General features: G+C 49.7%; 1 protein-coding gene. It reads right to left on the bottom strand.

Annotated elements, in window-relative coordinates; genetic code table 11:
* A partial coding sequence (locus tag ACO0LL_RS30355) for a transposase (RefSeq protein WP_422954540.1) occupies positions 1-293 on the bottom strand: 293 nt, incomplete at its 3' end.
* Positions 294-394 lie beyond the last annotated feature (101 nt).

Raw genomic sequence — 394 nt, 5'->3', positions numbered from 1 at the left:
AGTTGCCCACGCTGGCGTAATTCAGCCAATAGCACTTCGTGAATGCGCTGCCATACACCGGCTTGTTGCCATTGGACCAGTCGCCGCCAGCATGCTGTTCCGGAGCCGCAACCCATTTCTTGTGGCAACAAGTTCCATGCAATGCCAGAGCGCAGTACGAACACGATTCCCGTCAATACGGCACGGTCATCCGTCGGCTTGCGTCCTGCATATTGTCTATGGCGAGACGCTCTCTTGGGTAACAAAGGCTCGATTCTGCTCCACAGTTGGTCATCTATCAGTTCTTTTGGCATCGCTCTCCACCCTGACAAAACAAGATAGAAAGTTAACACTACTCATGAAAAGTTAACAGCACTTTTTTTCAGTCGTTTTAATTTCGCAACAGCCTCTAAGT

The sequence above is a fragment of the Undibacterium sp. TC4M20W genome (assembly GCF_049340245.1).
Taxonomy (GTDB): domain Bacteria; phylum Pseudomonadota; class Gammaproteobacteria; order Burkholderiales; family Burkholderiaceae_D; genus Undibacterium.
The sequence above is the reverse complement of the archived record's forward strand: the minus strand, read 5'-3'. Positions and strand labels throughout refer to the sequence as shown.